The sequence below is a fragment of the Streptomyces sp. NPDC037401 genome (genome assembly GCF_055602345.1).
Genome location: NZ_JBVJWO010000022.1, coordinates 66,437 through 89,667 on the forward strand (window position 1 = coordinate 66,437; position 23,231 = coordinate 89,667).

Consider the following 23,231-nt stretch of genomic DNA (forward strand, 5'->3'; position numbering starts at 1 on the left):
TGCATGGGCGACCGTCAACCGTACGCGAAGGCGGACCGTATCTGCACCCGTGTTCCAGGAGGGCTATGCGGTGCGGGACGCGACGGCGCGCCGCCGGTGGCGCGCGACCCGTTCGCGGTTGCCGCAGAGCTCGCTGGAGCACCAGCGGCGGCGGCGGCCGCGGGAGGTGTCGAGGTAGACCCGGGCGCAGCCGTCGCCCGCGCAGGCCCGCAGCCGGTCGCGGTCGCCGGGGTCGGTGAGCAGTTCGACGGCGTCGCGGGCGACGGCGGCGAGCAGTGCGCCGCAGTCGGCCCCGCCGCGCAGGGCCCGGACGAGCCCGCCGTCCTCGCCGCGTACGGCACACAGGCCCGGGGGTGCGCCGGCGGCCAGCGCGTTGACCCGGGCCAGGGGCGCGTCGGCGGTCCCGCCGCCGAGCTCGGCCCGCACCAGGGCGGCGAGGTCCGCGCGCAGGTCCCGGAAGCGGGGCAGCCAGCCGTCGTCGACGGGGTTCAGCGGGGTGCCGGCGGGCACGAGTCCGGCGCCCAGCAGCCAGCACCTCAGGTCGCCCGTACCGCGCAGCCGCTCGTCGCCGCCGCCGGTGGCCAGGAGGTCCAGGCAGACCCGCCCGGAGTCGAACCACAGCCCGTACGAGCCGCCCATGCCCGTCACCGCCTCGGAAGTGGAGAGTGCCGTAACGCTTCTCCAGAGTGCCCCCACCACGTCGCCCGGGAAACCCCGCCGACGGCAACTTCCGCGCTGCTGCCGGGCTGCTCACCGGCCTTCAGGGGCACGACGTCTTCCGCGCGGCGCGCCGAGACCGGCGGCGCCTGTTCCCCTACTCCCCGTACTTGGCGTCCGCGAGCGGGTCCACCGAGAGCCGGTAGCCCCGTTTGACCACGGTCTGGATCAGCTTCGGCGCGCCGAGGGCCACCCGCAGGCGGGCCATCGCCGTCTCCACGGCGTGTTCGTCCCGGCCCGCGCCCGGCAGCGCCCGCAGGAGTTCGGCGCGGGAGACGACCCAGCCGGGCCGCCGGGCGAGGGTGCGCAGCAGGGCCATGCCCGCGGGCGGGACGGGCCGCAGGGCGGTGTCGACCAGGACGGCGTGCCCGCGGATCTCCAGCCGGTGCCCGGCGACCGGCAGCACCCGCGTACGGCCCGGCAGTTCGCCGCAGAGCAGCGAGACCAGCGGCCCGAGCCGGAAGCGTTCCGGCTGTACGGTCTCCACCCCGTGCGCCTGGAGCGGCAGGGCGGTCACCGGGCCGACGCAGGCGGCCAGTACGTCCCCGTGCAGTGCGTCCAGCAGCCGGGGCAGCAGGCCGCGTTCCTCGGCCCGGGAGAGCAGCGAGGCGGCCGCCGGGGCGGAGGTGAAGCTGACGGCGTCCACGCCGCGCGCCACGACCGTGTCCAGCAGCCGGTCGAGCGGCGCCGGGTCCTGGGGCGGCATCCAGCGGTAGACGGGGACGACGACCACGTCGGCGCCGCCCGCCCGCAGCGCCTCGACGAAGCCGGGCAGCGGCTCCCCGTGCAGCTGGAGGGCGATCCGGCGCCCGGCCACGCCGGACGTGAGGAGCCGGTCGAGGACCTCCGCGAGGGATTCCGAGTCCGGTGACCAGGACTCGACGAGTCCCGCCGCCCGGATGGCGCCCTTGACCTTCGGTCCGCGCGCGAGCAGTTCGGCGCCGTGCAGCCGGGCAAGCAGGTCTTCCCCGATGCCCCAGCCGTCGGCCGCCTCGATCCAGCCGCGGAAGCCGATGGCGGTGGTGGCGACGACCGCGTCGGGGGCGCAGCCGATCAGTTCCTTGGTCGCGGCGAGCAGTTCGCCGTCGTCGGCGAGGGGCACGATGCGCAGTGCGGGGGCGTGCAGGACGGCCGCGCCGCGGCGCTTGAGCAGCGCGCCGAGCTCGTCCGCCCGCCGGGCGGCGGTGACACCGACCGTGAAGCCCGCGAGCGGGCCCGTGTCCGGGGAAGGGTTCTCGTCCATGGTGACCTGCCTTGCGCATGGGGGTGCCCGCGGGATGCGAATACGCCGTACCGAGCCTGCCAACGGGGCGTGACGGGCTCGGTTCGGCCATATTTCGCGGCCGTAACAGGTCCGCTGCCCGTTACACCTCGGCGTAGCTGAGCTGCGGCTTCGCTGAGCTGTCCGGGGCGGTTCCGGGGGCGGCAACCGGCCGCCGAAGGTATACCGCCCACGTCACCGCGCAGCACACGGCGTAGAAGGCGAGGAAGGTGACGAAGGCGCCCGTTCCCGAACCGGTGCTGAGGAAGGCCTCGCGGAAGACGAGGTTGATGCCGAGTCCGCCGAGTGCGCCGACCGCGCCGATCAGGCCCATCGAGGCGCCCGAGAGCCGGCGGCCGTAGGCGGCGGCCGCCTCGCCGCTCATCCCGCGGGCCGCGGCCTTGGCCTGGAAGATGCCCGGGATCATCTTGTACGTGGAGCCGTTGCCGAGGCCGCTCAGGATGAACAGGGCGATGAAACCGACGAGGAAGACGGCGAGGGACTCCTCGACGGATGCCGCCACGACCACTCCGGTGGCGGCGGCCATGGCCACGAAGGTCCACAGGGTGATCCGCGCCCCGCCGTACCGGTCGGCCAGCCTGCCGCCCACCGGCCGGATCAGCGAGCCGAGCAGCGGGCCGATGAAGGTGAGCGACGCGGCCTGGAGCGGGGTCCGCCCGAACTGCGTCTGGAGCACCAGCCCGAAGGCGAAGCTGTAGCCGATGAAGGAGCCGAAGGTGCCGATGTAGAGGAACGCCATGATCCAGGTGTGGCCGTCGCGCAGGGCCTCCTTCACGGCGCCCGTGTCGTTGCGCACGGGGGCGAGGTTGTCCATCCTCGCCGCGGCCAGGACGGCCGCGAGCACGATCAGCGGGATGTACGCGGCGAGCAGGATCCGAGGGTGTCCGGCGCCGGCGGTGCCGATGACCAGCAGGCCGGCCAGCTGGACGACGGGGACGCCGATGTTCCCGCCGCCGGCGTTCAGGCCGAGCGCCCAGCCCTTCTGCCGCAGCGGGAAGAAGGCGTTGATGTTGGTCATGGAGGAGGCGAAGTTCCCGCCGCCGACCCCGGTGAGCGCCGCCACCAGCAGGAAGGTGGTGTACGAGGTGCCGGGCTCCATCACGGCGATCGCGGCCACCGTCGGCGCGAGCAGCAGCAGCGCGCTGAAGACGGTCCAGTTCCGGCCGCCGAACCTCGCGACGGCGAAGGTGTACGGGACCCGGACCAGTGCGCCGACGAAGGTGGCGGTGCCGATGAGGAAGAACTTCCCGGCCGGGTCGATGCCGTACTGCGGCCCCATGAAGAGGACCATCACGGACCACAGCGTCCAGATGGAGAACCCGATGTGCTCGGAGAGCACGGAGTAGACCAGGTTCCTGCGGGCGATGCGCTCGCCGCCCTCCTTCCAGAAGGTCTCGTCCTCGGGATCCCACCGCTCGATCCAGCGGCCTCCCATGCGCGGTGCGGTCATCACGCCTCCACAGCTGTCGTGTCCGTGGGGACCGACGCTAGGGAGGGCGCGTTTCGGCCTGCGTGCCCGCGCGGTGACCGCCGCGGAACGTTGCTCTCACCCGGGTCGGTTCAGCGCTGTGAGCCCCGCATCAGTTCGACGTCCGCCATCGGCACCCAGCTGCCCTGCGGCCGCTCGAGCCAGCCGTGCGCGTCGCCGAGGGCGGCCGCGGCGCGGCGCAGGGCGTCCAGCCCGGGGTGGGCGAAGCCTTTGCGCCACACCATGCACAGCGGGGAGAGCGGTACCGGGTCGACGAGCGGGCGCTTCACCGACAGCGGCATGTCCGGGAAGTCCACGGTCACCAGGACCGGGGTGCGGGTCTTGGCCATGACCCGGCCGAACTCCTCCTTGCCCACGGCGACGGGAGCGGGCGGCGCGAGGGCGATCCCCCGCCCCTCGAACAGCCGCCGCGCCAGGTCCGTCCACTCCAGGGTCCGCGGGTTCCCGGCGCCCGCGTACACGGACTCGCCCGCGAGCGCGTCCAGCGGTACGGCCTCCCGCCCGGCGAGCGGGTGGTCCGCGGGCAGCAGCACCGCGAGGGGCTCGTACCGTACGGGCTGGTGGGCGAGGCGGGCCCGCAGCACCGGATCGAGTCCGCCGAACCGGCCGAAGCCGATGTCGAGGCGCCCGGCGGCGATCTCGGCGGCGGTGTGGGTCAGACCGCTCTCGAAGCGGGCCATCAGCTCGCAGCCGGGTGCCAGTGCGCGGGCCCGCTCCAGCACGGTCCGCCCGGTGCTCGGCCCGTCCGTGTTGAGGTCCACCAGCAGCGCCCGGCCGGCCGCCCCGCTGAAGGCCGCGGCCAGTTCCTCGTGCGCCTCCAGCACGCGGCGGGCGTACGGGACCAGCCGCTCGCCGTCCGGGGTGAGGGTGACCTGCCGGGTCGTACGGACGAACAGCTCCGTGTCCAGGGCCTGTTCGAGGCGGCGGATATCGCGGCTGAGGGCCTGCTGGGCGAGGTAGAGGCGGGCGGCGGCCCGGGTGAAGTGCAGTTCCTCGGCGACGGCGACGAAGCCGCGCAGGAGCCGGGGATCGACGTCGCCCGGGGTGATGTTGACAGCCACCCGCAGACATTAACAACGGCGGCGCGTGAATGGTGCGTGATCAGGTGTTGGACCGCGCACGACGGCCCGGGAGAGGCTGACTGCCATGCCGATCATGACTGTCTCGGGCTCCACCCTGGTCCTCGCCACCCCCGCCGCGGCCGCCGCTCAGGCCCGCCCGCCGGGCCCGTACCGGCGCCTGTTCCGGGTCCCCGGCGCCCGCGCGTTCACCGCGGGCAACCTGATCGCACGGATCCCGATGGGCATGTTCGGCGTGAGCGCCGTGATGATGATCGCCGGACAGCGCGGCTCGTACGCGCTCGCCGGGGCGGTCACCGCGACGGGACTGGCCGCCACCGCGGTGGTCGCGCCCTGGACGGCCCGGCTGATCGACCGGTACGGCCAGGCGCAGATCGCCGTCCCGGCCACCGTGCTCGCCGTGCTCGGCTCGCTCGCGCTGGTGCTGTGCGTCCGTACCGGGGCCCCGGACTGGACCCTCTTCGCGGCGTACGCGGCAACGGCGACCACGCCCAACATCGGCGGCATGTCGCGGGCCCGCTGGGCGCACCTGCTGCGGGACGACCCGGCGGCGCGGCACACCGCGAACTCCTTCGAGCAGGCCGCGGACGAGCTGTGCTTCATGCTCGGCCCGGTGGTGGCGGCCGTCCTGTGCACCGCCCTCTTCCCGGAGGCGGGCACCCTGACCGGGGCCGTCCTGCTGCTCACGGGCATGCTGCTGTTCACCGCGCAGCGGGACACCGAGCCGCCCGTCGCCGCGGGCGGTGCGCGCGGCGCTTCGCCGCTGCGCGCGCCGGGGATGGCCGGAATGCTCGTGCTCTTCCTGTCCATGGGAGCGATCTTCGGCTCGATGGAGGTGGTCTCGATCGCCTACCTCGACGAGCGCGGCCTGGCCGGCGGCTCGGGCCCGGTCCTGGCCCTGCAGGCACTGGGCTCCTGCCTGGCGGGCCTGGTGTACGGCACCCTGCCCCCGGCCGCGACGCCGCGGCGGCGGCTGCTCGCGTGCGTCGCCGCGATGGCCGCCCTGATGTGCCTTCCGTACGCCGCGGCCGCCTCGGGCTCGCTCCCGCTGGTGGCGTGCGCCCTGCTCGCGGCGGGCATGGCGACGGCCCCGACGATGGTCACGGGGATGACGCTGCTCCAGCGGATGACTCCGGCGGACCGCCTCAACGAGGGCATGACCCTGGCGGTGACGGCCCTGCTGGCGGGCATCGCGGCGGGCGCGGCGAGCGGCGGCGCGGCCGTGGAACACGCCGGCCCGACCGCGGCCTACGCCCTCCCGGCAGCCGCCGCCCTGCTGGCCCTGCTCGTAGCCGCAGCCCGCCGCACGCCGACCGACGGCAGGCCCGGCGGGGACGCGGCGGCATGACGAAGGCCCCGCTGTCGCGATGACAGCGGGGCCCTTGCCCACATGGGGTTTGTGGAGATGGCGGGAATCGAACCCGCGTCCAACGGTGCAGAAAGAGGACTTCTCCGAGCGCAGTCCGCTATGAGTTTCTCAGCCCCGGAGATCACGCGGACAAGTCTCCGACGGGCTCAGTCACTGTTTGATTTCCCTCCAACCCCCGTGACCGGGGCTAGAGGTTTAGATCCCTAAATGACGCCAGGATCCGGGTCGGGACCACCCCCGGGCTGACGCTCCTCACAGAGGCTTCTGTTCGTTACCTAAAATTAGGCAGCGAGGGCGAAGCGGGAGTTATCGCTCTTGGTGTTGGCGATTATTGGTTGCGACACGTGGTTAACGAGATCATTGCCGCTTCCTCGGCTCGCTTCTCCTGTTTCGACAGCCGCTGTCGAAACCGATCATCCCCATGTTGATTTTTCAAAGTGCGCCACCCGGAGGTGGTGCTGCACACATGGTACGCGAAGCGACCGGTGCGTTGCCAAGCGGTTTAAGCGCGCTGCTTGCGGCGCGCCGCCGCGATCGCCCGGTTCGTCTCGCGGGTGTCCTGCTTCTCCCGCAGGGTCTGCCGCTTGTCGTACTCCTTCTTGCCCTTCGCCAGCGCGATCTCGCACTTGGCCCGGCCGTCCTTGAAGTACAGCGCGAGGGGCACGATCGTGTGACCCGACTCCTGCGCCTTCGACTCCAGCTTGTCGATCTCGGCCCGGTGCATCAGCAGCTTGCGCTTGCGCCGGGCGCTGTGGTTGGTCCAGGTGCCCTGCGAGTACTCCGGCACGTGCACGTGGTGCAGCCACGCCTCGTGGCCGTCGATCTGCACGAAGCCGTCCACCAGGGAGGCCCGGCCCTGCCGCAGCGACTTGACCTCGGTGCCGGTCAGCACGAGCCCGCACTCGTACGTGTCGAGGATCGTGTAGTCGTGCCGCGCCTTCTTGTTCTGCGCGATCAGCTTGCGCCCTTTTTCCTTAGCCATAGTGCGGTCATTTTCGCACTAGGACCCCGCCCCGAGGCCACTCAATACCGTGCGGGCCCGCTCCTCGGCCCGCTCGGCCACGGCCAGGTCGGGGGCGATGCCCCGGCCGTCCAGGCTGCGGCCCCCCGGCGTGCGGTAGTGACCGACCGTCAGCTCGGCCACCGAGCCGTCCGGGAGCTCCGTCGGCATCTGCACCGAGGCCTTGCCGAAGGTGCGGGTCCCCACCGTGACGGCCCGCCCGCGGTCCTGGAGGGCCCCGGTGACCAGCTCGGCCGCGCTCATCGTGCCGCCGTCGACCAGCGCGACCAGCGGTCTTCCGGTGTCCCCGCCGCGCTGCGCGTACAGGGCGCGCTGCGCGCCGCGCACGTCGTACGTCGCCACCAGCCCGCCGTCCAGGAAGGCGGAGGCGGCCGTGACGGCCTCGGTGACCAGGCCGCCCGGGTTCCCGCGCAGATCGAGCATGACCCCGCCGCCCGCGGGGGCCGCGCGGACTGCTTCCCGTACCCGCTCCCCCGAGCCCTTGGTGAAGGAGGTGACCTTGATCAGGGTCACCCCGCCGGGCAGCTGCCGTACGGTCACGGCCTCGGTGGCCAGCCGCTCGCGCCGCACGGTCTCGGTGCGGGTCTCGCCCGCGCGCTCCAGCACCAGCACCACCGGGGTGCCGACGGCGGCGCGCTGCGGCTCACCGCGGAGTAAGGACACCACCGCGGCGGGCTCCAGTCCGTGCACCCGGTGGCCGTCCACGGTCCGCAGGGCGTCGCCCGGCCTGATGCCCGCCCGGTCGGCGGGGCCCTCGGGACGGACCTGGGCCACGGCGATCCGGCCGCCGGGCCGCGGGGCGACCCGGATGCCGACGCCGGTGTAGCTGCCGTCGAGCGCCCGCTCGAACTCGGCGTACTCGGCCGGGGCGTACACGACGCCCCAGCGGTCCCCGCTGCGGCTGACGACCTCCTCGGCCGCCTGCTTCCCGGATTTGCCGTCGGCCATGGCCTCGGCGGCGGCGCGGGCCACGGCCGCCCGGTCGGCGGTCCCGCCCGTGGCCGCGGGCGTACGGGCGAGCGCCGGCCGCCGCGCGGCCGCCGGGTCCGGAGCGTCGCGCTCCCAGCACCCGGTGGCCGAGGCCGTTCCCAGCACTCCGAGGAAGACCAACGTCAGAACGGCCCCGCGACGCAGGTCGCGGGGCCGGAGACAGAAGGCGGGGGTACCCGGCATGGCGCCGAGTCTAGGACAACGCCCCGGACGGTACGGGTGGTTGCCCGTACCGCTGCCGGGGCGCTTGTCACACCTTCAGGTACTTGCGCAACGCGACGAACGCCGCCAGCGCGGGCATCAGCAGGCCGATCGCGAGCACCAGCGGCAGCTTGGTGACCACGGAATCCCACCCGATGAAGTTGATCAGTTCGAGCTTGTCCTTGAGCGCGACGCCGTGGTCGATCACGAAGTACTGGCCCGTGACGAGCATCCCGCAGGCGACGACCGCGCCGATGAGGCCGGCGAACGCCGCCTCCATGATGAACGGCATCTGGATGTAGAAGCTGGACGCACCCACCAGCCGCATGATGCCGGTCTCACGCCGACGGCTGAAGGCCGAGACCCGCACGGTGTTGACGATCAGCAGCAGGGCGACGACCAGCATGATCATCATCACACCGAGCGCGGCCTTGTTGAGCACGTCGAGCAGCCCGAAGAGGTTGTCCAGCACGCTGCGCTGGTCCTGCACGGACTGCACCCCGTCCCGCCCGGCGAAGGCGGTGGTGATGACCTTGTACTTCTCCGGGTCCTTCAGCTTGACCCGGAAGGACTCCTGCATCTGGTCGGGAGTGATGGAGGCCGCCAGCGGGGTGTCGCCGAACTGCTCCTTGTAGTGCTTGTACGCCTCGTCGGCCGATTCGTACGTGACCTTCTCGACCAGGTCCATCTTCTTGAGCTCGGACTCGATCTGCGTCTTCTGCTCGGCGGTCACGGCGCCCTTGGCGCAGCTGGCCCCGCCGCCGGTCTCGGCCTCGTTCTTGTTGCACAGGTAGATCGAGACGTTGACCTTGTCGTACCAGTAGCCCTTCATCTGGCTGACCTGGTCACGCATGAGCAGGGAGCCACCGAACAGGGCCAGCGACAGGGCGACGGAGATGACCACCGCGAAGGTCATCGTGAGATTGCGACGGAGGCCGACGCCGATCTCCGACAGGACGAACTGGGCGCGCATGGCGTCTCTTCAGGCCTTTCAGTGCTGGTAGCCGTAGACGCCACGCGACTGGTCGCGCACGAGACGGCCCTGTTCGAGTTCGATGACGCGCTTGCGCATCTGGTCGACGATCTGCTGGTCGTGCGTCGCCATGATGACGGTGGTGCCGGTCCGGTTGATCCGGTCCAGCAGCTTCATGATGCCGACGGAGGTCTGCGGGTCGAGGTTGCCCGTGGGCTCGTCCGCGATCAGCAGGGCGGGCCGGTTCACGAAGGCGCGCGCGATCGCCACGCGCTGCTGCTCACCACCGGAGAGCTCGCCCGGCATGCGCTCTTCCTTGCCGCCGAGGCCGACCAGGTCGAGGACCTGCGGGACGGCCTTGCGGATCTCGCCGCGCGGTCTGCCGATCACCTCCTGGGCGAAGGCGACGTTCTGCGCGACCGTCTTGTTGGGCAGGAGCCGGAAGTCCTGGAAGACGGTGCCCAGCTGGCGCCGCATCTGCGGGACCTTCCAGTTGGACAGCCGGGCGAGGTCCTTGCCCAGCACGTGCACCTGACCGTGGCTCGCCCGCTCCTCGCGGAGGAGCAGGCGCAGGAAGGTGGACTTGCCGGAGCCGGAGGAGCCGACCAGGAACACGAACTCGCCCTTGGTGATCTCCAGGGATACGTCTCTGAGAGCGGGGCGGTTCTGCTTCGGATAGGACTTGGACACGTTGTCGAATCGGATCACGGGTGCACCACGGTCGCCGGGAGTAGGTGTGCGTGACCATACGCGACCTCGCGCGAGGAGGGCAGTCGGCGTCCATACTTGACCGGTATGTCCGCGTTCTCGTACGGATCATCCGCCGGGCCGCGCCGAATGTTCCCGAAGCTGGCACAGTGGTAGGGGGAACGGTCTGGTTCCCCCCGCCGTTTACCTAGGGGACGAGAGGAGGAGAGCGCATGACATATGACCGGCTCGTGTGCGCGAACTGCGCCGCACCCGTCGCTCAGGGCCGTTGTCCGGTGTGCCGGGCGAACCGGGAGCGCCTCCAGCAGGAGAGCCCCTTCGCCGGCCTGAACCCGATGGCGCTCGTTGCGCTCCTGGTGGTCCTGGTGGCCGCCCTGGCCCTCGTCGCCCGGTAGCCCGCAGCCCGGTACGCAACCGATCGTATGCCGCAGTGAGCAAGCAGTACGGAAAGGGCCCGGAGCATCGCTCCGGGCCCTTGTCACATGTCTACGTACGACGGCTGCTCCGTGGCAGTCAGCTCGCGGTCTCCTGCTGCTTGCGCCAGCGGATCCCGGCCTCCAGGAAGCCGTCGATCTCGCCGTCCAGGACCGCTTGCGGGTTGCCGACCTCGAACTCCGTCCGCAGGTCCTTGACCATCTGGTACGGGTGCAGGACGTAGGAGCGCATCTGGTTGCCCCAGGAGCTGCCGCTGTCCTTGAGCGCGTCCATCCTGGCCTGCTCCTCCTGGCGGCGCCGCTCGAGCAGCTTGGCCTGGAGGACGTTCATCGCGCTGGCCTTGTTCTGGATCTGCGAGCGCTCGTTCTGGCAGGACACCACGATGCCGGTCGGCAGGTGCGTGATGCGGACGGCCGAGTCGGTGGTGTTGACGCCCTGGCCGCCGGGGCCGGAGGCGCGGTACACGTCGATCCGCAGCTCGGACTCGTCGATCTCCACGTGGTCGCTGGACTCGACGACCGGGAGCACCTCGACGCCCGCGAAGGAGGTCTGGCGGCGGCCCTGGTTGTCGAAGGGCGAGATGCGCACGAGGCGGTGGGTGCCCTGCTCGACGGAGAGCGTGCCGTAGGCGTACGGGGCCTTCACGACGAAGGTGGTCGACTTGATGCCGGCCTCTTCGGCGTACGAGGTTTCGTAGACCTCGGTGGAGTAGCCGTGGCGCTCGGCCCAGCGGAGGTACATGCGCTGGAGGCGCTCGGCGAAGTCGGAGGCGTCGACGCCGCCGGCCTCGGCGCGGATGTTGACCAGCGCCTCGCGCTCGGCGTACTCGCCGGACAGGAGGGTGCGGACCTCCATCTCGTCGAGCGCCTTGCGCACGGCGGTCAGCTCGGCCTCGGCCTCGGCCAGGGTGTCCGGGTCGTCCATCTCCTCGGCGAGCTCGAAGAGCACACCGAGGTCGTCGATGCGGCCACGGAGGGTCTCCGCCTTGCGCACCTCGGCCTGGAGGTGCGACAGCTTGCTCGTGATCTTCTGGGCCGCATCCGGGTCGTCCCAGAGGGACGGGGCCGCGGCCTGCTCCTCGAGCACGGCAATGTCTGCCCTCAACTTGTCGAGGTCCAGGACGGCCTCGATCGACCCCATGGTCGAGGAGAGGGACTTCAGCTCTTCGGAAACATCGACGACTGCCACGCCCCCAGCGTAGCTGGTCACCCGGCTGCCCCGTTCTTCCAGGCCGGATCGCCCCGTACGGGCATGCGGACGGCAGGCGTACCCTCGGGCTATGACCATTGCTCTCGTGAGGCGCCGCCATGTGGATTTCATGCGCGTCACCACCATGAGCTGTCTGCCGACGGACTAGAACCAAGCGCTCAACCGCCTGCTTCCACCGGTCCTGTCCGCGGTACCCGCAGCTCTCGGCACCACCCTGCCCGACGGCTGCTCTCCTCCCGCTGCCCCGACACCTCTGGGGACCAGGACCCCGTGACATCCGAAACGGAGCCGTCATGCCGTCCGCGCACCCTTCCTCCTCTCCGCGCACCGCACCCGCCCCATCCGCCGCCGTGTCCCTTCCCGTGCTGGACCTGTCCCGGGCGGACGACCCGGCCCAGCGCGAGGCCTTCCGCAAGGAGCTCCACGCGGCCGCCCGGGACACCGGGTTCCTCCACCTGACCGGGCACGGGATCACGCCCGAGGAGACCACCCGGATACTCGAGCTGACCAGGCAGTTCTTCGCCCTGCCCGAGGCCGACCGGCTGGCCGTCAGCAATCTGAACTCCCCGCACTTCCGCGGCTACACCCGCATCGGCCACGAGCTGACCGGCGGCGCCTCGGACTGGCGGGACCAGCTGGACGTGGGGGCCGAGCGGCCCGCGCCCGTCGTCGGGCCGGACGACCCGCCCTACCTGTGGCTGGAGGGCCCGAACCAGTGGCCGGCGGCGCTCCCGGAGCTGCGTACGGTCGTCCTGGACTGGCAGCAGCGGCTGGCGGCCGTGGCGCACCGGCTGCTGCGGGAGCTGCTGGCGTCGATCGGGGCGCCCGAGGACTTCTTCGACGAGGCGTTCGCGGACCGGCCGCACCTGCACACGAAGCTGATCCGCTACCCCGGGTCCGCGCCGACCGGCGCCGATCAGGGCGTGGGCGCGCACAAGGACTACGGGTTCCTGACGCTGCTGCTCCAGGACTCGGTGGGCGGTCTGCAGGTGGTGCGCGACGGCGGCTTCCTGGACGTGCCGCCGCTGGAGGGCGCCTTCGTCGTGAACCTGGGCGAGCTGCTGGAGATCGCGACCGAGGGGTACCTGGTCGCCACGGACCACCGGGTGGTGAGCCCGCCCGGTGCGACGGAACGATTCTCCGTGCCGTTCTTCTACAACCCGCGCCTGGACGCCGTGATCGACACCGTCCCCGGCGACTACCTGGCCCACGCTCCGGGCGTCGCCCACGACGCGTCGAACCCGCTCCACGCAGAGTACGGCCGCAACGAACTCAAGGGCTGGGTCCGCGCCCACCCCGGGGTGGCCCGACGCCACCACCCGGAGCTGATCGGCGCGTAGCGGGCGGGACCGGGCCCGTGCCCCCTACGGCGTACGGGGCACGGACTGCTTGCTGTCCTGCGGCGGAGGGGTGTCGTCGGACGAGGCGGTGAGCCAGACGCCGAGGCCGACGATGCCCGCGAGGGCGACCGCCGCCGAGGTGAGGACCAGGCGCCGCTTGCGGACGGCGTCCGCGCGGTGCCGGGCCGAGCCGGGCCGCGGGGCGCCGGTGGCCCGGGGCACCCGGGCGGTGCCCAGCGCGCCGCCGGCCAGTTCGTCCGGGCCCGGCACGCGCATCGAGGTGTGCGTGTCGCGGTTGGAGTCCACCGCGCCGCCGTGCACCAGCGGCACTGCGCCCCGGCGCCGGGCAGGCTCGTCCGGCGCCGCCGCGTCGCCGCCCTCCGCAGCCGGCTCGGCCGCCTGCTCCGCGGCCTCGGCCGCCGCAGCCGCACCCTCGAAATCCTCCGGCTCGTCCACGTCCAGCGGCGGCATCCCGGCCAGCAGCGGCAGCAGGTCGCGCAGCCGGGCGGAGAGCTCCGAGGCGCGCAGCCGCGAGGCGGGCGCCTTGGCGAGGCACTGCACGATCAGCTGCCACAGCTCGTCCGGGATCCCGGGGAGCGGGACCACGGTCTCGGTGACGTGGCGGCGCAGCACCGCGCCCGGGTGGCCCCCGCCGAAGGGCGTGAAGCCGGCCAGGAGCTCGTACAGCACGGTGGCGAGGGCGTAGATGTCCACGGCCGCGCGGGGCGGCAGGCCCTCGACGATCTCGGGGGCGAGGTAGTCCGGCGTGCCGATGATCCGGGTCCGGGTCCCGGCGGCCGGCGGGCCGGCCCGGCGCGGCGAGTCGATCAGCTTGGCGACGCCGAAGTCGGTGAGCAGCGCCGGGTGGGAGCCGCCCGGGCCGATCGGGCCCTGCATGTCGAGCAGGACGTTCTCGGGCTTGACGTCGCGGTGCACCACCCCGGCCGCGTGCGCGACGGCCAGCGCGTCCGCCACGTCGGCGACGATCGCGACGGCGGCCTCGGGCGCGAGACGGCGCTCGCGCTCGAGACGGGTCCGCAGGTCCGTCCCCCGTACGAGGTCCATGACGAGGGCGAGGTCGTTGCCGTCCACGACGAGGTCGCGGACCGCGACCACCCGCGGGTGCTCGAGGCCGAGCAGCGCACTGCGCTCCTGGACGAAACGTCCCACCAGCTCCTGGTCGGACGCGAGGTCCTCCCGGAGCAGCTTGATGGCGACGGGTCCGTCCGGTCCGTCGCCCAGCCACACCGTGCCGGCACTGCCGCGCCCCAGGATCTGGTGAGCGGTGTACCGGCTGCCGATCTTCCGTGCCACGACTGCTCCCTCAACCGCTGGCGTACCGCACCCAAAGCTACGCGGCCGGGAGTGGGTTGCACGCCATTCGGGGGGCCAGTTCGCGGCGACCTTCACTTCTGCGGGCGAAATCACCCTCCAGAAGTCGACAAATCCATGAAGTCGGCGCTACAGGGGCCGCTAGAACTTGATCGACCCGATCGCATCGCTGATCTCGGAGACCCACGTTCCGACCTGCGCCCACCATCCCTTGGTGGTGCCGATCCAGTCCTGGAGCGGGGTCAGCTCCCAGATCAGCCAGCCGCCGACGAAGAACAGCAGGACCAGGAACAGGCAGCCCTTGAGGCAGCCGAGCCCGGGGATCCGCATCGGGTTGGCGCTGCGGCGCGGCTCGCGCGGTTCCCGCGGCGGGCGCGGCGCCGGCGGCTGCGGCTGCTGGGGCGGGGGCTGTGGCTGCTGGTACTGCGGCTGGTGCTGGTACGGCGGCGGCTGTGGCTGCTGGTACTGCGGCTGGTGCTGGGGCGGCTGCTGGTACTGCTGCTGCGGGGGCGGGTACGGGTACCCGCTCTGCTGCGGCGCCGGCGGGGCCTGGCGGTACGGCTGCTGCGGGGGCGGGGCCTGCCGCTGCGGGGGCCGCGGCTGCTGCTGCGGCTGCTGCCCGTACTGCTGCTGGGGCCGCTGCTGGTTCCGGGGCGGCTGCTGCGGCTGCGGGGGCTGCTGCGGCTGGCGCTGCGGACGGCGGCGCAGCGGGTCCTCGCTCGGGTCAAGGTACTGGATCTGCGTCTGCTCGTTGCGGTCGCGCGCGGCCTGGAGCTGGGACTGCCACGGGTGCGGGGCGTCCGGCTGCTGAACGGGCGGCATGACGGCGGTCGGGTCGGCGGCGGGCGCCCCGGTGCTGGGCAGCACGGAGGTGGCGTCGGCGGCGCCGACCGGCGGCATCACGCTGGTCATGGCGTTCGGGTCGTACGCGCCCATGGGCGAGCCCGCGCCCGCGCCGGCGGCCATCACCTGGGTCGGGTCGGCGGCGCCGGGGGTCTCGGGGACCGGAGCGGGCGAGGGGTCGGGGGCGAGCAGCGCGCCCACCCCGAGGGCGGCCTCGACTTCGGCGGACGAGGAGTGCACGCCGATCCCGGCGGCGACCACCCGCAGCCCGCGGGCCAGGCTCACGGCGCTGGGGCGTTCGTTCGGCTCCTTGCGCAGGCAGCGCTCGATGACCGTCCACAGCGGCTCGGGCATGGTCGAGGGGCGCTGCGGCTCCTCGCTCAGGTGGCGGTGCAGCACCTCCAGGGCGGTGCCGCCGGCGAACGGCGGGCGGCCGGTGACCAGCTCGTACAGCAGGATGCCGGCGCCGTAGATGTCGACGGCGGAGGTCTGCGGGCGGCCCTCGGCGGATTCGGGCGCCACGTAGGCGGGGGTGCCGACGAACTCGTGGGTGCGGGTCAGGCCCGGCGAGTCGGCGAGGCGCGCGATGCCGAAGTCCGTGAGCATCGGCTTCATCCGGCCGTCGCTCTCGTCGAGCAGGACGTTCGCGGGCTTGAGGTCGCGGTGGACCACGCCGTCGGCGTGGCTGGCGGCGAGCGCATCGGCGATCTGGGCGGTCAGCAGGCTCGCGGCGACCGGCGTGAAGGGGCCGTTCTCCCGGACGTACCTGTGCAGGTCCGGGCCGTCGACCAGGTCCATGACCAGGGCGAGGCAGTCGCCTTCGACGACCAGGTCCCGGGTGCGCACGATGTTCGGGTGCGTCAGGCGCAGCAGGACGGAGCGCTCCCGGAGGAAGCGCATCACGATGTCCGGGTCCTGCGCGAGCTCTTCCTTCAGCACCTTGATGGCGAGGGTCTCGCCGGGCTGCCCGGGGACGGCTGCCTCGGCGCCGGCCGTCTCGCGCTGGCGCGCACGCCAGACGGTGCCCGTGGCGCCGCGGCCGAGCGGCTCCTCGAGGAGGTACTTGCTGCCGACTGGCCGCACGTCATGCGCTCCCTGGTCTCAACATTCGTGTCCGAACCACTGTAGGGGGTGGTCCTCCGGAAGACGCGGGACCGGGACGGTTGGTTGCCGCACATATGTACGGAGGGTGAAGGTCGCGCGGGTCCGGCGGGTCGCTTTATGTCCGGATGTGCACCTCCGAACGATCGATCAAGATCAATTCGGGGTGGGTGCCGGGCGTGTTGTCGGCCGCAGGTGCGAGGATGCACCCAGCACGGAACCGAGGGGTCGGGAGCCCCCGGTCCGGCAGACCTGACCGGACGACGCGTCCGTGCCGGGTGGGGGGTGGGCCGGGCGGAGTCCTGCCGCCGTTCCCCTGCCGGGCGCGCCGCGCAGAAGGGACCGCTGACGGCGATGCAGATCCGGCTGACCGTCCTCGGGCCGCGCAGCGGCCACCAGAGCCCGAGCGCGCGCTGCGACGTGCTCGTCACCGCTCCGGCCGGCACCCCGCTCGCCGCGGTGGCCTCCGGTCTGGCGTCCACCGTCGGCGGTCCCGACACGGGCGGCACGGTCGTGCTCTACGCCGGCCGGGAGCGGCTCGACCTGCAACGCCACACGCTCGGCGAGCCGCCGCTGATCGACGGCGCCGTACTGGCCCTCCACCAGCCGGTCGCCGAGGAGTCCCCGTCGACGGGCTCGGCGGCCCAGCTGCACGTGGTCGCGGGCCCGGACGCGGGCGGGGTGCACCTGCTGCACGGCGGCCAGATCCGGATCGGGCGGTCGGCGGACGCGGACGTGCCCCTGGACGACCCGGACGTGTCGCGGCTCCACTGCGTGGTCACGGTGGGCGAGGACGGCCGGGTGTCCGTGGCCGACCTGCACTCGACGAACGGCACCGTGCTGGACGGCCGGCCCGTGGGGCCGCGGGCCGTGCCGTTCCCGCCGGGGGCGGTGCTGGGGGTGGGCGAGTCCGCCCTGCGGCTCGTCCCGGCCGCACCGGCCGTCGCCGTCACGGTTACCCCTGACCTGGAGGGCCACCTCCGCCTCCCGGCCCCGTCCCCCGACGGACCCGTCCCCGGGCCGCCGCTGCCCGGGCCGGCCGCCGCCGCCCCGGACCGGGCGGCGGCTCCCCCGGCGGACCCGCACGCGTCGGCTGCCGTCATCCCGGCCCCGCCGGCGTTCGAGCCCCGCGACCCGGGGCCGGGCCCCGCTCCCGGACGGAACGGCGCAGGGGACGGCCCTGGCGCGGACGAGGCGCAGCGCAGGCGCGGGATCGGGGCCTGGGCGCGGCGCCGGTTCGGCCGCGAGGAGCCGGCCGCCGACGCGGACGGCGAGACGCCCGCCGAACAACCGCCGCAGCACCCCGCCGCCGTGCCGGACGGCCGCCCCGACCCCGCCGCCCTCCTGCTCGCCGCCCTCGGGCCCACCCCGCTCCTGTGGGAGCGCGGCCCCGGGCACCCCGAGACGCTCCTCGTGCGCCTGGGCCACGGCAGCACCGTCCCGCTGCGCGACTGCGGCGCCCTCGGTCTGGCCGGGCCGCGCCCGCGGCTGGCCGGCCTGGCGCGGGCGGTGATCGCGCAGCTGGCCGCGCTGCACGGACCGCAGGACCTGGAGATCGTCCTGATCAGCGCCGACCGGGCCCGGCCGCTGCCCGAGCGGCGCGCGGACTGGGGCTGGCTCGGCTGGCTCCCGCACACCCGCCCCGGGCACGGCCAGGACTGCCGGCGGCTGCTCGCGTACGACAAGGACCAGGCGGCAGCCCGCACCGCGGAGCTGACGCGGCGGCTCGACGACAGCGCGCTGGGGCCGGGCTGGGCCTCCGCCGACCGGTCCGCGGTGGCCCGGGCGGGCGCGGATTACCGCGGCCCGTACACGCTCGTCGTGCTCGACGGCGACCCCGGTCCGGGTCCGCTGCGCGACACGGTCGGGCGGCTGGCCGGGCACGGCCCCGCCGCCGGGATCCACCTGCTCTGCCTCGCGGAGACCCCCGCGGCCTCCCCGGCGTCTCCGGTCGTCGAGACGTACGAATCGGCCTGCGCCGCCTCCCCCGCCTTCCGCGACTGCGGTACGGCCGCCCTGCTCAGCGGCGATGTGGCCACGGCCCTGCGGGTGCTGCCGGTCTCCGGCGGGCGCCCGTCCGGGCACGGCGAGACGATCACGGCGGACGCGGTGTCGGCCGCCTGGGCCGAGCGGTTCGCCCGCGCCCTGGCGCCCCTGCGTGCCGAGGGTTCGGTGGCGGGCCCGCAGCGGTCGGCGTCAGCCGCGCTGCCCGCCGCGGCCCGGCTCCTGGACGAGCTGGGGCTGGCGCGGGCCACCCCCGCGTCGCTGATGGCGCGCTGGGCGGCCGCCACCGACCAGGGGCAGGCCGTGGGTGGCCTGGCCGAGGTGGTGCTCGGCAGCGGCCGCGACGGCCCGGTCGGCGCCGAGCTGGTCGCCGAGGGGCCGCACCTCCTGATCGAGGGCCCCGCGGGCAGCGGGCGTACGGAACTGCTCCGCTCGGTGGCGGCCTCCCTCGCCTCGGCGGCCCGGCCGGACCGGCTGGGCCTGGTCCTGCTCGACGGCGCGGGCGGCGAGCGCGGCGAGGGCCTGCTGCCGTGCACGGAACTCCCCCACGCGTCGGCCCATCTGGTGGCCTCGGACCCGCTGCGGATGCGCGAGTTCGCGCAGGCCCTCGGCGCAGAGCTCAAGCGCCGGACGGAGCTCCTGGACGGGCTGTCGTTCGCCGACTGGCACGCACAGCGCGAGGTGGCGGGGCGGATGGTCTCACCGCGCCAGCCGAGCACCGCGGAGCTGCGCGGCGATCTCGACTCGCCGCGGACGGGCACCCTGCGGCTGCGGTCGGGGACCGCGAAGGCCGAGCTGGCCGTCCCCACCCCGCTGCCCCGGCTGGTGGTGCTGGTCGACGATTTCGACGCGCTGGTCGCCCCTGCGCTGGGCAGTACGGGCCGCCCGGCCGCCGGGTCGGTGGTGCGCGCCCTGGAGGCGGTGGCCCGCGACGGCGCCCGCCTCGGCGTGCACCTGGTGGCCACGACCTCCCGCCCGGAGCGCACGGCCGGCACCGAGCTGGGCCGGCTCGCGGCGCTGCGCGTGGAGCTGGCCCCGGCGGCCGGTCCGCGCGCGGGCGGCGCGGCGTCCGCCGACCAGCCGGGCCCGGGGCGCGGGGTGCTGCACCGCCCGGACGGCCGCACCAGCCCGTTCCAGGGCGGCCGGGTGACCGGCCGGATCCCGCGGACGGCCACGCTGCGGCCCACGGTCGTGACCGTGGAGTGGGAGCGGATGGGTGATCCGCCGGCCCGTCGGCCGGTGCGCGAGCTGGGCAACGGCCCGACGGACCTGGCGCTGCTCGCGAGTGCGCTGGACCGGGCTTCGCATCTGGTTTCGGCCATACCCGTGCTGTTCCCGCCCGCCCCCTGACACGTGCCCCGGACCAGGGCCTGACCTGTGCCCGGACGTGCCCCGGCCCCGGCCGGGGGCAACTGCCCTCCCTGCATGCGGTATTGCGGGGCCCGGGAGCTCGGCGTATGCCTGAGGGACCGAACTCGGCCACAGAGATACGAGGGCAGTATGCGTAGCAGCACGGCAGGGACCTGGGCGGCGCTGGGCATGGCCGGCGTGCTCGCGCTCACCGCGTGCGGCGGTGACGGCGGCAGCAAGGGCACGGACAAGACGGACGGGCCGACCGGGACCGCGGCCGCTCCGGGCGTGGCGTTACCCCGGCTGACCGGGGAGAAGGTCTCGGTGGCCGCCGTCTGGACCGGCCCGGAGCAGGCGAACTTCACCAAGGTCCTCAAGGAATTCGAGAAGCGCACGGGCGCCTCGGTCACGTTCGTCCCGGCGCAGGACCCGATCGTCAATTTCCTCGGAACGAAGATCGCCGGTGGCGAGCCGCCGGACGTGGCGCTGCTGCCGCAGGTCGGCGCCCTGGTCCAGGCGGTGGAGAAGAAGTGGGCCCAGCCGCTCGGCCCGGAGGCGAAGGCCCAGCTGGAGAAGGGCTACTCGCAGGGCTGGCGCGACCTGGGCGCGGTCGGCGGCACCCCGTACGGCGTGTACTTCAAGGCCGCCAACAAGTCCCTGGTCTGGTACAACGCCAAGGCCTTCGAGAACGCCGGTGCCAAGGTGCCCGCCACCTGGAAGGACTTCCTGGCGACGGCGGACACCATCTCGGCCTCCGGCACCGCGCCCGTGTCGGTGGGCGGCGCGGACGGCTGGACGCTGACCGACTGGTTCGAGAACGTGTACCTCTCGCAGGCGGGTCCGGAGAAGTACGACCGGCTGGCGAAGCACGAGATCAAGTGGACCGACCCGAGCGTGACGGCGGCCCTGAAGACCCTCGCGGAGCTGTTCGGCCGCAAGGACTTCCTGGCGGGCGGGCAGAGCGGGGCGCTGGCGACGGAGTTCCCGAAGTCCGTGACGCAGACCTTCACCGGCGGGGACACCCCGGCGGCCGCGATGGTCTTCGAGGGCGACTTCGTCTCCGTGAACATCGCGCAGACCGACGCGAAGATCGGCACGGACGCCAAGGTGTTCCCGTTCCCGGCGGTCGGGGCGAAGTCCCCGGTGGTCTCGGGCGGGGACGTGGCCGTGGCGCTGAAGCCCTCGAAGGGCGCCCAGGCCCTGCTGACCTTCCTGGCCTCCCCGGACGCGGCCACGATCTGGGCCAAGCAGGGCGGGTTCCTGTCGCCGAACAAGGGCGTCGACCCCGCGGCCTATCCGAACGACATCCAGCGGAAGATCGCCGAGGCGCTGATCGCCGCGGGTGACGACTTCCGCTTCGACATGTCGGACCAGGCGCCGGCGGCGTTCGGCGGCACCCCGGGCGCGGGCGAGTGGAAGGCCCTCCAGGACTTCCTGAAGAACCCGAAGGACATCGCGGGGACCCAGCGGAGGCTGGAGGCCGACGCGGCCAAGGCGTACGGGCGCTGAGCCCGGTGGCGTCCCCGAATCGCCCGGTGCAGCGGGAGCGCAGGCGCCGGCAGACCGTCGCCGCGGCCTTCCTGCTGCCCTCGCTGCTGCTGCTCGGCGCGCTGGTCGTCCACCCCATCGGCTACTCGGTCTACCGGAGCCTGTTCGACCGGTCCGGCACGTCCTTCGCCGGGCTGGACAACTACACCGAGCTGTTCACGAACGACGCCATCCGCACCGCGCTGCGCAACACCGCGGTGTGGGTGGTGCTCGCGCCGGCCGTCGCGACCGCCCTCGGCCTGGTCTTCGCGGTGCTCACCGAGCGGGTCCGCTGGGGCACCGCGTTCAAGCTGCTGGTGTTCATGCCGATGGCGATCTCGATGCTGGCGGCGGGCATCGTCTTCCGCCTGGTCTACGAGCAGGACCCGGACCGGGGGGTCGCCAATGCCGTCTGGGTGGGGGTGCACGACACGTTCGCGCCGTCCTCGGCGTTCCCGAAGGCCCGCCCCGGCCGGGACTCTCCGCTGGCCCCGGCGGGCGGGGGCGCGTACCTGACGAAGGAGCCGGTACGGGCCGGGGTCCCGGTGCTGCTGCCGCTGGTCGGGGTGGCGCCCGACCAGCTGCCCGAGGACACCCGTCCCGCCCGTGCGGCGGCCCCGGACCCGGGTGCGGTCACCGGTACCGCCTGGCAGGACTTCGCCCGGGGCGGCGGCGGGCGGCCGAACGCCGTGGACGCGCGCGAGCCGGGATACGCCGGCATCCGGATCGAGGCCGTGCGGGACGGCCGGGTGGTGGACTCGGCTCGGGCCCGCTCCGACGGCACGTTCACCCTGTCCGCGAAGGCCGACGGCGCGCTGCTGCGGCTGCCCGCGGCGAACTTCGCCGAGCCGTACGCAGGGGTGGAGTGGCTGGGCCCGACGCTGGTCACCCCGGCGGTCATCGGTGCGTACGTGTGGATGTGGGCGGGCTTCGCGATGGTGCTGATCGGGGCCGGGCTGGCGGCCGTACCCCGGGAGCTGCTGGAGGCGGCGCGGGTGGACGGGGCGGACGAGTGGCAGGTGTTCCGCCGGATCACGGTGCCGCTGCTGGCGCCGGTGCTCGCGGTGGTGCTGGTCACGCTGGTGATCAACGTGATGAAGATCTTCGACCTGGTCTTCGTCATCGCGCCCGGCTCGGTGCAGGACGACGCGAACGTCCTGGCGCTCCAGCTGTACCGGACGTCGTTCGGAACGGACGCGGACCAGGGCGTCGGCTCCGCGATCGCCGTGCTCCTGCTGCTGCTGGTGCTGCCCGTGATGCTCTACAACATCCGCCGGATGCGGAAGGGGGCGCCCCGATGACTGGCAGGAGAGGCGCGCACGGCAGGAGAGGCACGCGAGGCACGCAGGGCGAGCGCGGCCCGCACGGCTCGCAGCGCACGCGGCGCGCCCGGCTCGCGGCGCGGATCGGCGGGAGGGCGGCGGGCGGCGCGCTGCGCGTCTTCCTGCTGCTGGCCGCGCTGTTCTGGCTGGTGCCCACGGTCGGGCTGCTGCTGTCGTCGTTCCTGGCCCCCGCCGACCTCAACTCCGGCGGCTGGTGGCAGGTGCTCACCGCGCCGTCCCGGCTGACCGCCGAGAACTACTCTTCCCTGCTCTCCAACGACACCATCACGGGCTCGCTGCTGAGCACGGTCCTGATCACGGTGCCCGCGACGCTGCTGGTGCTGCTGCTCGGGGCGTTCGCCGGATACGCCTTCGCCTGGCTGGAGTTCCCCGGCCGCGACGCGCTGTTCCTGGTGGTGGTCGCGCTGCTCGTGGTCCCGGTCCAGGTGGCGCTGATCCCGGTGTCGGAACTGTTCGGCACGATCGGGCTGTTCGAGACCACGGCCGGGGTGGTGCTCTTCCACACGGCGTTCGGGCTGCCGTTCGCGGTCTTCCTGCTGCGGAACTTCTTCGCGGAGATCCCGCGCGAGCTGCTGGAGGCGGCCCGGCTCGACGGGGCCGGCGAACTGCGCCTGTTCACACGGGTGGTGCTGCCGCTGGGCGGTCCGGCGCTGGCCTCGCTCGGCATCTTCCAGTTCCTGTGGGTGTGGAACGACATGCTGGTCGCCCTGGTCTTCGCGGACTCCACCAGCCCGCCGGTGACGGTCGCCCTCCAGCAGCAGGTACGGCAGTTCGGCAACAACATCGACGTGCTGGCGCCGGGCGCGTTCCTGTCGATGACCGTCCCGCTGATCGTCTTCTTCGCGTTCCAGCGGCAGTTCGTCACGGGGGTGATGGCCGGTGCGGTGAAGTGACGCTGCGTAACCCGGATGGCGGCAG

At 73.4% G+C, this 23,231-nt stretch carries 18 protein-coding genes and 1 other RNA gene; 7 read left to right on the forward strand and 12 right to left on the reverse strand.

All coding sequences use genetic code 11. From position 1 onward, the window contains the following. Positions 1 to 63: 63 nt before the first annotated feature. The 4 genes from ACZ7H1_RS23545 to ACZ7H1_RS23560 form a co-directional block, all read right to left on the reverse strand. On the reverse strand, positions 64 to 639 hold the full coding sequence (locus tag ACZ7H1_RS23545; protein ID WP_470789330.1) for a CGNR zinc finger domain-containing protein: 576 nt from the start codon (positions 637 to 639) through the stop codon (positions 64 to 66). 175 nt (positions 640 to 814) lie between these two features. Beyond that, positions 815 to 1,960, reverse strand: coding sequence for a uroporphyrinogen-III synthase (locus tag ACZ7H1_RS23550; protein WP_470789331.1), 1,146 nt, complete (start codon positions 1,958 to 1,960; stop codon positions 815 to 817). A gap of 121 nt (positions 1,961 to 2,081) precedes the next feature. Next, a complete protein-coding gene (locus ACZ7H1_RS23555) occupies positions 2,082 to 3,434 on the reverse strand; it encodes an MFS transporter (RefSeq protein WP_470789383.1) in 1,353 nt (450 codons plus the stop codon). Between the two features lie 125 nt (positions 3,435 to 3,559). After that, positions 3,560 to 4,549 (reverse strand): LysR family transcriptional regulator, encoded by a 990-nt coding sequence (locus ACZ7H1_RS23560; protein WP_470789332.1) that lies wholly within the window; start codon positions 4,547 to 4,549, stop codon positions 3,560 to 3,562. Between the two features lie 94 nt (positions 4,550 to 4,643). Here ACZ7H1_RS23560 and ACZ7H1_RS23565 point away from each other — a divergent pair, with 94 nt between their 5' ends. Next, positions 4,644 to 5,915, forward strand: coding sequence for an MFS transporter (locus tag ACZ7H1_RS23565; protein WP_470789385.1), 1,272 nt, complete (start codon positions 4,644 to 4,646; stop codon positions 5,913 to 5,915). A gap of 49 nt (positions 5,916 to 5,964) precedes the next feature. On the opposite strand, the gene ssrA is transcribed toward ACZ7H1_RS23565, so the two are convergent. The 5 genes from ssrA to ftsE form a co-directional block, all read right to left on the reverse strand. After that, positions 5,965 to 6,357: a transfer-messenger RNA gene (gene ssrA, locus ACZ7H1_RS23570) on the reverse strand. A gap of 81 nt (positions 6,358 to 6,438) precedes the next feature. Further along, entirely contained in the window at positions 6,439 to 6,918 is a 480-nt protein-coding gene (gene smpB, locus ACZ7H1_RS23575) for an SsrA-binding protein SmpB (protein WP_470789333.1), read from the reverse strand. Between the two features lie 18 nt (positions 6,919 to 6,936). Beyond that, positions 6,937 to 8,130, reverse strand: a complete 1,194-nt coding sequence (locus tag ACZ7H1_RS23580) for a S41 family peptidase (protein ID WP_470789334.1) — start codon at positions 8,128 to 8,130, stop codon at positions 6,937 to 6,939. A 67-nt stretch (positions 8,131 to 8,197) separates the two neighbouring features. Beyond that, positions 8,198 to 9,121, reverse strand: coding sequence for a permease-like cell division protein FtsX (ftsX, locus tag ACZ7H1_RS23585; protein WP_470789335.1), 924 nt, complete (start codon positions 9,119 to 9,121; stop codon positions 8,198 to 8,200). A gap of 18 nt (positions 9,122 to 9,139) precedes the next feature. Beyond that, a complete protein-coding gene (gene ftsE / locus ACZ7H1_RS23590) occupies positions 9,140 to 9,829 on the reverse strand; it encodes a cell division ATP-binding protein FtsE (RefSeq protein WP_328970205.1) in 690 nt (229 codons plus the stop codon). A 212-nt stretch (positions 9,830 to 10,041) separates the two neighbouring features. On the opposite strand from ftsE, the gene ACZ7H1_RS23595 reads away from it, so the two are divergent. Next, complete coding sequence (locus tag ACZ7H1_RS23595) at positions 10,042 to 10,224, forward strand: hypothetical protein (protein ID WP_470789338.1); 183 nt, start codon at positions 10,042 to 10,044, stop codon at positions 10,222 to 10,224. A gap of 118 nt (positions 10,225 to 10,342) precedes the next feature. On the opposite strand, the gene prfB is transcribed toward ACZ7H1_RS23595, so the two are convergent. After that, positions 10,343 to 11,452 (reverse strand): peptide chain release factor 2, encoded by a 1,110-nt coding sequence (gene prfB / locus ACZ7H1_RS23600; RefSeq protein ID WP_470789339.1) that lies wholly within the window; start codon positions 11,450 to 11,452, stop codon positions 10,343 to 10,345. A gap of 314 nt (positions 11,453 to 11,766) precedes the next feature. Here prfB and ACZ7H1_RS23605 point away from each other — a divergent pair, with 314 nt between their 5' ends. Next, positions 11,767 to 12,813, forward strand: a complete 1,047-nt coding sequence (locus ACZ7H1_RS23605) for an isopenicillin N synthase family dioxygenase (protein ID WP_470789341.1) — start codon at positions 11,767 to 11,769, stop codon at positions 12,811 to 12,813. Between the two features lie 24 nt (positions 12,814 to 12,837). Here ACZ7H1_RS23605 and ACZ7H1_RS23610 read toward each other — a convergent pair whose 3' ends face one another. Both ACZ7H1_RS23610 and ACZ7H1_RS23615 read right to left on the reverse strand, forming a co-directional pair. Beyond that, the gene (locus ACZ7H1_RS23610) at positions 12,838 to 14,127 is read right to left on the reverse strand and encodes a serine/threonine-protein kinase (RefSeq protein WP_470789342.1); all 1,290 of its coding nucleotides are present in this window, start codon (positions 14,125 to 14,127) and stop codon (positions 12,838 to 12,840) included. Positions 14,128 to 14,286: 159 nt separating this feature from the next. Further along, entirely contained in the window at positions 14,287 to 16,071 is a 1,785-nt protein-coding gene (locus ACZ7H1_RS23615) for a serine/threonine-protein kinase (protein ID WP_470789344.1), read from the reverse strand. Between the two features lie 372 nt (positions 16,072 to 16,443). Between ACZ7H1_RS23615 and ACZ7H1_RS23620 the strand changes: the two genes are divergently transcribed. The 4 genes from ACZ7H1_RS23620 to ACZ7H1_RS23635 all read left to right on the forward strand — a co-directional run bounded on the left by ACZ7H1_RS23620 (position 16,444) and on the right by ACZ7H1_RS23635 (position 23,206). After that, a complete protein-coding gene (locus ACZ7H1_RS23620; protein ID WP_470789345.1) occupies positions 16,444 to 19,443 on the forward strand; it encodes an FtsK/SpoIIIE domain-containing protein in 3,000 nt (999 codons plus the stop codon). A gap of 150 nt (positions 19,444 to 19,593) precedes the next feature. Further along, complete coding sequence (locus tag ACZ7H1_RS23625) at positions 19,594 to 20,952, forward strand: ABC transporter substrate-binding protein (protein ID WP_470789346.1); 1,359 nt, start codon at positions 19,594 to 19,596, stop codon at positions 20,950 to 20,952. Between the two features lie 5 nt (positions 20,953 to 20,957). Further along, positions 20,958 to 22,271, forward strand: coding sequence for a carbohydrate ABC transporter permease (locus ACZ7H1_RS23630; protein ID WP_470789348.1), 1,314 nt, complete (start codon positions 20,958 to 20,960; stop codon positions 22,269 to 22,271). Further along, on the forward strand, positions 22,268 to 23,206 hold the full coding sequence (locus ACZ7H1_RS23635; protein ID WP_470789349.1) for a carbohydrate ABC transporter permease: 939 nt from the start codon (positions 22,268 to 22,270) through the stop codon (positions 23,204 to 23,206). The genes ACZ7H1_RS23630 and ACZ7H1_RS23635 overlap by 4 nt, the downstream gene beginning before the upstream one ends. Positions 23,207 to 23,231: the final 25 nt, after the last annotated feature.